Raw genomic sequence first — 8,950 nt, 5'->3', positions numbered from 1 at the left:
CGGGGCAAGCCCGCTCCCACAGGCCCTGTGTACGCTTGTTGCGGGAGGTCACCCAGCCCTTTGGGCTGCGCTGTCGAGCAAAGAACAAACGGCCAGTGCTGACCCTCTGTGTGGAGCCGGCTTGCCGGCGATGGGGCTGGACTCGATCCTTCACAGCAATGCCAACCCAAGCACCACCGCCAGTTCCACCAACTCCAGCAACGCACCCGCCGTGTCCCCCGTCGTCCCCCCCAAGCGCCGACACATCAGGTGGCGTCCCCATGCGAAGACCAGCACCGCCAGTAGCAATACCCCCAACACCTGCCACCCGCCGAGTACCACCGCAGCCAGCGCAGAGCCCGCCAGCACCCAGGCAGCGGTCTCTTTCGGCAGGTGATCGGCCAGCGCCTGCCCCAGGCCCCCCCGGCGCACATAAGGGGTGGCCATGAACAACCCGAGCAGTGCCGCGCGCCCCACCACCGGCGCCAGCACCAGCGACCCGCCGGCATCCTGCTGCACCAGCACCCACAACGCACAGAATTTCAATAACAGGACCAGCACCAGCGTGACCACGGCGATCGGGCCGCTGCGCGGATCCTTCATGATTCGCAGGGTACGCTCACGGTCGCCGAAACCGCCTAGCCAGGCATCGGCACTGTCGGCCAGGCCATCCAGGTGCAAGGCACCGCTGAGCACCACCCATAGCGCCAACAACAAGGCCGCATGCAAAGGCGCAGCGGCGCCTTGCAGCAGATGGCTGGCCATCCACAGCACCAGGCCGAACAGCAAGCCAACCAAGGGATAGTAGAGCAGCGAACGGCCCACCTGCCGAGGCTCGGGCATGCCTGGCAGGCGCACCGGCAGGCTGCTGAGAAATTGCAGCGCGATCCAGAAGGGCGACATGTCAGGCCTCCTCGCGCAGCTGGCCATCGGCCGCCAGGGCAAGGCGCACCAGCGCCCCATGCCCGACCTCCACCTGCAACAGTTGTTCGCGCGGCAAGCCCCGGGCCCGCGCCAGCAGCAGGCGCATCACTCCACCATGGGTGACCAGCAGCACGCGCTTGCCGGCATGCTGGCGACCGAGATGCTCCATAGCCATCAGCACCCGCTCGGCGAACTCGCCCACCGGCTCGCCGTTGGGCGGGGTGAAGGCATATGGGTCGGCCCAGAAGCAGCCCAACGCATCGGCCTGGTCCTGCATGATCTGCGCGGCGCTGCGCCCTTCCCAGTCACCGAAATGCAGCTCACGAACCCCCACCTCGCATTGCACGGGCAAGGCCAGCTGGGCACCGAGCTGCTCGGCGAACCGGGCACAGCGGCGCAACGGCGAGCTCACCACCACGTCCCAAGGGCCGGCCTGGGCCACCGCCGCGTGCATCTGTGCCCAGCCGCGCTCGGTCAGGTCATCGTCCAGGCTGCCACGCAGGCCACCACCCTGCTCGGTCTCGCCGTGGCGCAGCAGGTCGACGATCATGCCGGGCGATCCGCCACGGCAGCCTCGGCAAAGGTCGCCATCTGCCCGTGCAGGGCACAGGCCAGGCGCATCAACGGGACCGCCAGCGCGGCCCCGCTGCCTTCGCCCAGGCGCAGGCCCAGGGCCAGCAGCGGGCTCGCCTCCAGTGCTTCGAGCACTGCCCGGTGGCCGGGCTCCGCGCCCTGATGGGCGAACAGCAGCCAAGGGCGGCACTGGGGATTCAGGTGCACAGCCACCAGGGCGGCGACGCTGCAGATGAAGCCATCCACGAGCACGGCCACCCCCTGTTGCGCGCAGGCCAGGTAGGCACCTGCCAAAGCGGCGATCTCGAAGCCGCCGACACAGCCCAGCGCCTGCAACGGGTCGTCGGCGCGCAGCCCGTGCAGCACCAGGGCACGCTCGATCACCTCGGCCTTGTGGCGCACGCCGACCGGGTCCAGGCCAGTGCCCGGGCCGCTCAGCTCACGGGCCTGACAGCCGAGCAGGATACTGGCCACGGCCGCGGCCGCGGTGGTATTGCCGATGCCCATTTCGCCACCGATGAACAGCCGGGCACCTTGTTCGGCCGCACGCTGGGCGCTGTCACGCCCGGCGCCGAGGGCTGCCTGCAGCTGTGCGTCGGTCATCGCCGGCTGGCGGGCGAAGTTGGCGGTACCGGCGCCCAGGCGCAGATGATGTACGCCTGGCAATGCCAGGCCAAGATCGATCGTACCCAGGTCGACCACTTCCAGGCTGGCGCCCAGCTCGCGCGCCAGCACACTGATCGCCGCGCCACCGCCGACGAAGTTGTGCAGCATCTGCCCGGTCACGGCCTGGGGATAGGCCGAGATGCCCTCCTCCACCACGCCATGGTCACCGGCGAAGATCGCGATGGCGACCTGCTCGAGGGATGGCCGTTCACAGCCCTGCAAGCCGGCCAGATGCACGGCCAGGCCTTCCAGCTGGCCAAGCGAGCCCGCCGGCTTGGTCAACTGTCGCTGGCGGGCACGCGCCTGCTCCATGGCAGCGGTATCGAACGGTTGGCAGGGGGCGCGCCACCAGGGTTGGTTCATAGGGCAGGTCCTTTGAGCATGAGAGGTAGGCCGGCGACCGTCAGCACCACACGTTCGCAGCGCTCGGCCACGGCCTGGTGCAGCCAGCCGGCCAGGTCGACATAGCGGCGGGTCAGCTCGCCCATGGGCACCACGCCCAGGCCGGTTTCGTTGCTGACCAGGATGAGGGTGCCGGGCAGGGTCTGCAGGCAGTCGAGCAGTGCATCGCGCTCCTGGGCCAGGCGCTGGTCGTCTTCGAGCATCAGCAGATTGGTCAGCCACAGGGTCAGGCAATCCACCAGCAGGCAGCGGCCGGTATCGGCGTGCGCGCGCAGCACCGCGGCCAGGGCCAGGGGCTCCTCGAGCAGCCCCCATTCGGCGGGGCGGCGCTGGCGGTGCAACTGCACACGTTCGTTCATCTCGCCATCCAGCGGCTGGCTGGTGGCGATGTAGGTGACCGGCAGGCCGCTGGCCACGGCCAACTGTTCGGCCAGGCGGCTCTTGCCGGAGCGGGCACCGCCGAGGATCAGGTTGCGCATGTCAGGCGACTCCACACAGTTCACGCAGGCGCGTGGTGTCCAGGTGGCGTTCCACCAGGTCGGCCAGGCGCTCGATGTCCCGTTCGCGCAGGGCTTCGTAGTCGATGACCTGGGCATCGTCCAACCCGGCCCAACGCAGCAGCGCGGCGCACGAGTGGCTGCCTTCGAACAGGCCGTGCAGATAGGTGGCGAGGATCTGGCCGTCGGCACTGATCGCGCCATCGCAGCGGCCATCGGCCAGCTGAACCGCCGGGCGTTCCAGGGCTGGGCCACGGGTGACGCCGGCATGGATTTCATAGCCGCTGACCGCAGCCTGCTCCAGGCCCAGGGTGCCGCAGACGTTACGCAACTGCTTTTCGGCCTCCAGCACGGTGGCGTAGTCCAGCAGCCCCAGCCCAGGGCTGGAGCCGGCCTCCCCTTCCAGGCCGAGCGGGTCGTGCACCTGCTGGCCGAGCATCTGCAGGCCGCCGCAGATGCCGATCAGCTTGCCACCGTAGCGCAGGTGCCGGGCAATGGCGGCGTCCCAGCCACGCGCGCGCAGTTGCGCCAGGTCGCCGCGCACGCTCTTGGAGCCCGGCAGGATGATCAGGTCGGCCGGCGGGATCGGCTGGCCTGGGCCGATGAACTGCAGGTCGACCTGCGGATGCAGGCGCAACGGGTCGAAGTCCGTATGGTTGCTGATGCGCGGCAGCACCGGCACGATCACCTTGAGCAAGCGCCCCTGCTGGGTTGCCTGGCGTACATCGATGGCATCCTCGGCTTCCAGGTGCAGGTCGGTGACGTAGGGCAGCACGCCCAGCACCGGTTTGCCGGTGCGCTGTTCCAGCCAATCCAGGCCCGGTTGCAGCAAGGCGATGTCGCCGCGGAAACGGTTGATGACGAAGCCCTTGACTCGCGCCTGCTCGCTCGGCGACAGCAGTTCGAGGGTGCCGACCAGGTGGGCGAAGACCCCACCACGGTTGATGTCGGCCACCAGGATCACCGGGCAGTCCACCGCCTCGGCGAAGCCCATGTTGGCGATATCGCCGGCACGCAGGTTGATTTCCGCCGGCGAGCCCGCGCCCTCGACCATCACCACCGGGTAGGCGGCGCTGAGGCGCTGATGGGAAGCCAGCACAGCCTGCATGGCGATAGCCTTGTAGTCGTGGTAGGCCACGGCATTCATGCAGGTCACTGCACGGCCGTGGACGATCACCTGCGCCCCAGTGTCGCTGTTGGGCTTGAGCAGCACCGGGTTCATGTCGGTGTGCGGCGCCAGCCGGCAGGCCTGGGCCTGCACCGCCTGGGCGCGGCCAATCTCGCCGCCGTCGGCGGTCACCGCGCTGTTGAGCGCCATGTTCTGCGGCTTGAACGGCACCACACCGATACCCTGGCGCAACAGCCAACGGCACAGGGCGGTGACCAGCGTACTCTTGCCGGCATCGGAGGTGGTGCCTTGCACCATGAGCGTGGTCATGCCGATTCCTTCTGGTAGTCCGCCAGGGCCTGACGCAGGCGCTGCTCATCCGCAGCGCTGGCAGGCAGGCCAAGGCGCACGGCCGCTGGCTGCTCGAACAGACGCACCAGGATGCCGCGGTGGGCGAGAAAATGCTGCAGGTGCGCGGCCCGCTCGCTGCGCACGTACTGGAACAGGTCGCAGCCGCCAAGGGGCGAGAGGCCAGCGTCGACCAGCAATGCAGCCAGGCGTTGGCTGGCCTGGGCGCAGCGGGCGATTTGCAGCGCATGCGCCGCGCCGTCGCGGAAACAGGCCTGCCCTAGCACCCGGGTGGGCCCGCTGATGGTCCAGGGCCCAAGCAGGTCGGCCAGACGCTGCAACAATGCTTGCTCGGCCATCACGAAGCCCAGGCGCACGCCGGCCAGGCCGAAGAATTTGCCAAACGAGCGCAGCACGATCAGCCCAGGGCGCGTGGCGCACTCGACCACGCTGTGGGCGGGCGTGTTGTCCATGAAGGCCTCATCGACCACCAGCCAGCCGCCACGCCGCGCCAGCCGGCCATGCCAGTCGAGCAGGCGTTCGCGCTCGATGCGCCGCCCCGTGGGGTTGTTGGGGTTGACCAGCACCAGCACATCCAGGCTGTCGAGCCTCTGCTCGACCTGCGCTTCGTCCAGTTCGACCAATGAATGCCCTGCCCGTCGCCAGGCATGGGGATGCTCGGCATAGCACGGCCAGAGCACGCCGACCCGCCCGGCCGGGCGCAGGCAGGGTAAGGCCTGGATCGCCGCCTGGGAGCCGGCGACCGGCAACAGTTCAGCCGCGCCGTAATAGGCGCGCGCAGCCTGCTCCAGGCCGTCCTCGATCTCCGGCAGGCGCGCCCAAGCGTCCAGCGGGATCGGCGGGATTGCATAGGGCCAGGGGGCGATACCGCTGGAGAGGTCGAGCCAATGTTCGCGGGCGATGCCGTATCGGCGCACCGCACGCAGCAGGCGACCACCGTGTTCAAGCATTCCAGTAGGCTCCCAGGCAGATCAGCAACAGCCATAGCCACACGCCCCGCTGGACCAGGCTCCAGCCCCGCTCGATGGCGTCGACATCGGCCATGGGGCCTTCGCCCAGGCGCGGGCGCTCATGCAACTCGCCGTGGTACACCGCGGGGCCACCCAGTTCGACGCCCAGGGCGCCGGCACCGGCAGCCATCACCGGGCCGGCGTTGGGGCTGTCCCACAGCGGCGCCTGGTTGCGCCAGCAGGCCAGGGCCAGGCGGGTCTTGCCCAACAGCGCATAGGTGAGTGCCACCAACCGGGCGGGCAGGTAGTTGAGCACATCGTCAATCCGTGCCGCAGCCCAACCGAAGCGCTCGAACCGTGCATTACGATAACCCCACATGGCATCGAGGGTATTGCTCAGACGGTACAGCACCACCCCGGGCGCACCGGCCACGACGAACCAGAACAAGGCGGCGAACACCGCGTCGCTGCCGTTCTCCAGCACCGACTCAGTGGCCGCGCGCGCCACGGCGGGCTCGTCCAGCTCGCGGGTTTCGCGGCTGACCAGGTAACCCACGCGCCGGCGTGCCTCGCCCAGGTCACCACGGCGCAAGGCCTCGGCCACCGGCAGCACGTGCTCGCCCAGGCTGCGCAGGCCCAGGGCGCAATACAGCGCCAGCACATCCACCAGCCAGCCGATACCCGGCAGCCAGGAAAGGATCAGCGCCAGCAATGTCAGCGGCACCACGGCCAGGAACCAGGCGCTGACGCCGTGGCTGCGCCAGCCCCGCCCGCCCGCATTTAAGCGCTGTTCCAGGCGCGAGGCGAAGTTGCCGAAGGCCACCAGCGGGTGCCAGCGCCTCGGTTCACCCAGCAAGGCATCCAGGGCCACCCCGGCCACGGTCAGCAAGGCCACGCTCATCGGCGTTCTCCCCATTGGTTCTCGAAGAGCATTTCGCTCAAAGGCTGCTCCTGCGCCCACTGCTCCAGCACCAGCATCGGCGCCGGGTAGAACTCGACCACCGGGCCCAGGCACAGCACCGCCACCGGCTTGGCGCCCGCCGGCATGCCCAGCAGCAGGCCCAAGGCCTGGGGGTCGAACAACGACACCCAGCCCATGCCCAGGCCTTCCGCGCGGGCCGCCAGCCACAGGTTCTGGATGGCGCAAGCCAGGGAGGCCAGGTCCATTTCCGGCAAGGTCCGCCGGCCGAAAACGTGGGCTTCGCGGTGGTCCATCAGCGCGGCCACCAGCACTTCGGCGCAGTCCTGGATGCCTTCGACCTTGAGCTTCATGAATTCATCGGAGCGCTGGCCCAGGGCCTGGGCGGTACGCTGGCGCTCCTGCTCCACCAGCGCCTGGATACGCTCACGCAGGGTTCGTTCGCTGATGCGAATGAAGCGCCACGGCTGCATCAGGCCGACGCTAGGGGCCTGGTGGGCCGCCGCCAGCAGACGGGCAAGCAACTCGGGCGCCACCTCGCCGCCGGCGAAATGGCGCATGTCGCGACGCTCACCGATGGCCCGGTAAACCGCGGCGCGCTCGGCATCGGAGAAGGCGTGCTCGCTCATGGTCGCAACAGCGCCGCCGCCGCGTCGGGGTTGGAGGGGAAATAGAAGTGCACGTAGGACGCGGTCAGGCGGCCGATGCGATACACCGCCTCGTTGCCGCGCCCGCCGTTGGGGCTCTGCCCGCGGGCGATCGGCTCTAACGCCGTGGTGGTCAGCGAATGATGGTAGGTATGGCCGCGCAGGGTGCCTTCGGGCAGCTCCACCGCTTGCAGCGCCAGGGCTGCCAGGCGCTTTTGCATCACCGCCTCGCCCGGCAGCAGGCCGAGCAGTTCGGCCCGCTCGCCGGCCACGTCGGTCAGGGCGTCGAGCAGGTAGAGCATGCCGCCACATTCGGCCAGCACGGGTTTGCCCTGGGCGTGGTGGGCGCGGATCGCCTCCAGCATCGGGGCGTTGCCGGCCAGAGCACGGTGGTGCAGCTCCGGGTAGCCGCCGGGCAGGTAGAGGCTGTCGACGGGCGGCAGCTCAGCATCATGGACCGGCGAGAAGAACACCAGCTGCGCGCCCTGTCTGCGCAGCAGATCGAGGTTGGCCCCATAGGTAAAGGCGAATGCTTCGTCCCGGGCGACGCCGATGCGCACACCGGCCAAACTCGCGGCGCTGGCCGCCGACACAGGTGCGTCGAACGCCACCGGTGGCGGCAAGGTGGCGTCACAGCTGGCCCCCAGGGCATCGGCGGCAGCGTCCAGGCGCATGTCCAGGTCGTTGAGTTCGCTGGCCTGGACCAGCCCCAGGTGGCGGCTGGGCAACTCGATGCCGCGCTCACGGGACAAGCCGCCGTACCAGCGCAGGCCCTCGCTCAGGCTGCCTTCGAGCAATTGTGCGTGGCGCAGGCTGCCGACCCGGTTGGCCAGCACCCCGGCAAAGGGCAGGTCGGCCTGGTAGCGCGCCAAGCCCAGGGCCAAGGCGCCGAAGGTCTGGGCCATGGCCGTGCCGTCGATCACCGCCAGCACCGGCACGCCGAAATGACGTGCCAGGTCAGCGCTGGACGGAGTGCCGTCGAACAGTCCCATGACCCCTTCGATCAGGATCAGGTCGGCCTCGCCCGCCGCCTCCCAGAGCAGGCGCCGGCTTTCCTCGGCACCGATCATCCACAGGTCGAGCTGGTACACCGGCGCGCCGCTGGCGCGTTCGAGGATCATCGGGTCGAGGAAGTCCGGCCCGCACTTGAAAACCCGAACCTTGCGGCCCAGGTTGCGATGCAGACGCGCCAGGGCAGCGGTGACCGTAGTCTTGCCCTGGCCGGAAGCCGGTGCTGCGATCAGCACCGCCGGGCAATGCCGGGGTTGGCTCATAGCTCCACGCCCTTCTGCGCGCGGATACCGGCCTGGAAGGCATGCTTGACCACGCCCATCTCGGTGACGGTGTCGGCCAGCTCGATCATTTCCGGCTTGGCGGCACGGCCGGTGACGATCACGTGCTGCATCGGCGGGCGCGCCTGGATGTCGGCCAGTACCTGGTCGAGGTCGAGGTAACCGTGCTTGAGGGCGATGTTCAGTTCATCGAGCACCACGAACTGCACCGAAGGGTCCTGCAGCATCTGGCGCGAAACTGCCCAGGCGGCTTCGGCGGCGGCGATGTCACGCTGGCGGTCCTGGGTTTCCCATGTGAAGCCCTCGCCCATCACGTGATAGCGCACCTGTTCAGGGAAGCGGCGGAAGAACAGCTCTTCGCCGGTGCTGTTACGCCCCTTGATGAACTGCACCACGCCACACTGCATGCCGTGGCCCAGGGCACGGGCGAGCATGCCGAAGGCCGAGCTGCTCTTGCCCTTGCCGTTGCCGGTAAGCACCAGCAGCAGGCCGCATTCGTTGGGGGCATTGGCGATACGCTCGTCGATGATCGCCTTCTTGCGCTGCATACGCGCCAGGTGACGCTCGTCGCGTTCGGTGGTTTCGCTCATCAGGGTTCTCCGCAGGCTGTCGCCGCGCACAGGG

10 protein-coding genes are annotated in these 8,950 nt (G+C 69.0%); all 10 read right to left on the bottom strand.

Features of this window, described 5'->3' with window-relative positions:
* Positions 1–150: 150 nt before the first annotated feature.
* From ACNFG0_RS16385 to cobO, 10 genes are read right to left on the bottom strand one after another with little or no spacing between them, the layout of a single operon-like run.
* Positions 151–882 carry an adenosylcobinamide-GDP ribazoletransferase gene (locus ACNFG0_RS16385; RefSeq protein WP_196156059.1) on the bottom strand — a complete coding sequence of 244 codons (732 nt, stop codon included), beginning with the start codon at positions 880–882 and terminating at the stop codon, positions 151–153.
* A 1-nt stretch (position 883) separates the two neighbouring features.
* The gene (gene cobC, locus ACNFG0_RS16380) at positions 884–1,453 is read right to left on the bottom strand and encodes an alpha-ribazole phosphatase family protein (RefSeq protein WP_416765631.1); all 570 of its coding nucleotides are present in this window, start codon (positions 1,451–1,453) and stop codon (positions 884–886) included.
* Entirely contained in the window at positions 1,450–2,505 is a 1,056-nt protein-coding gene (cobT, locus tag ACNFG0_RS16375) for a nicotinate-nucleotide--dimethylbenzimidazole phosphoribosyltransferase (RefSeq protein ID WP_416765630.1), read from the bottom strand. The genes cobC and cobT overlap by 4 nt, the downstream gene beginning before the upstream one ends.
* Positions 2,502–3,023: a bifunctional adenosylcobinamide kinase/adenosylcobinamide-phosphate guanylyltransferase gene (cobU, locus tag ACNFG0_RS16370; protein ID WP_196146272.1), complete on the bottom strand. Its 522-nt coding sequence runs from the start codon at positions 3,021–3,023 to the stop codon at positions 2,502–2,504. Before cobU ends, cobT begins: the two co-directional genes overlap by 4 nt.
* A gap of 1 nt (position 3,024) precedes the next feature.
* Positions 3,025–4,479 carry a cobyric acid synthase gene (locus ACNFG0_RS16365; RefSeq protein WP_416765629.1) on the bottom strand — a complete coding sequence of 485 codons (1,455 nt, stop codon included), beginning with the start codon at positions 4,477–4,479 and terminating at the stop codon, positions 3,025–3,027.
* The gene (cobD, locus tag ACNFG0_RS16360) at positions 4,476–5,468 is read right to left on the bottom strand and encodes a threonine-phosphate decarboxylase CobD (protein ID WP_416765628.1); all 993 of its coding nucleotides are present in this window, start codon (positions 5,466–5,468) and stop codon (positions 4,476–4,478) included. Before cobD ends, ACNFG0_RS16365 begins: the two co-directional genes overlap by 4 nt.
* The gene (gene cbiB, locus ACNFG0_RS16355) at positions 5,461–6,369 is read right to left on the bottom strand and encodes an adenosylcobinamide-phosphate synthase CbiB (RefSeq protein ID WP_416765627.1); all 909 of its coding nucleotides are present in this window, start codon (positions 6,367–6,369) and stop codon (positions 5,461–5,463) included. The genes cobD and cbiB overlap by 8 nt, the downstream gene beginning before the upstream one ends.
* The gene (bluB, locus tag ACNFG0_RS16350) at positions 6,366–7,016 is read right to left on the bottom strand and encodes a 5,6-dimethylbenzimidazole synthase (protein WP_196146268.1); all 651 of its coding nucleotides are present in this window, start codon (positions 7,014–7,016) and stop codon (positions 6,366–6,368) included. Before bluB ends, cbiB begins: the two co-directional genes overlap by 4 nt.
* Positions 7,013–8,308, bottom strand: a complete 1,296-nt coding sequence (locus ACNFG0_RS16345; protein ID WP_416765626.1) for a cobyrinate a,c-diamide synthase — start codon at positions 8,306–8,308, stop codon at positions 7,013–7,015. The genes bluB and ACNFG0_RS16345 overlap by 4 nt, the downstream gene beginning before the upstream one ends.
* Entirely contained in the window at positions 8,305–8,916 is a 612-nt protein-coding gene (cobO, locus tag ACNFG0_RS16340) for a cob(I)yrinic acid a,c-diamide adenosyltransferase (RefSeq protein ID WP_196146266.1), read from the bottom strand. The genes ACNFG0_RS16345 and cobO overlap by 4 nt, the downstream gene beginning before the upstream one ends.
* Positions 8,917–8,950 lie beyond the last annotated feature (34 nt).

The sequence above is a fragment of the Pseudomonas sp. NY15372 genome, from assembly GCF_048068215.1.
Classification (GTDB): Bacteria; Pseudomonadota; Gammaproteobacteria; order Pseudomonadales; family Pseudomonadaceae; genus Aquipseudomonas; species Aquipseudomonas guariconensis_A.
The sequence above is the reverse complement of the archived record's forward strand: the minus strand, read 5'-3'. Positions and strand labels throughout refer to the sequence as shown.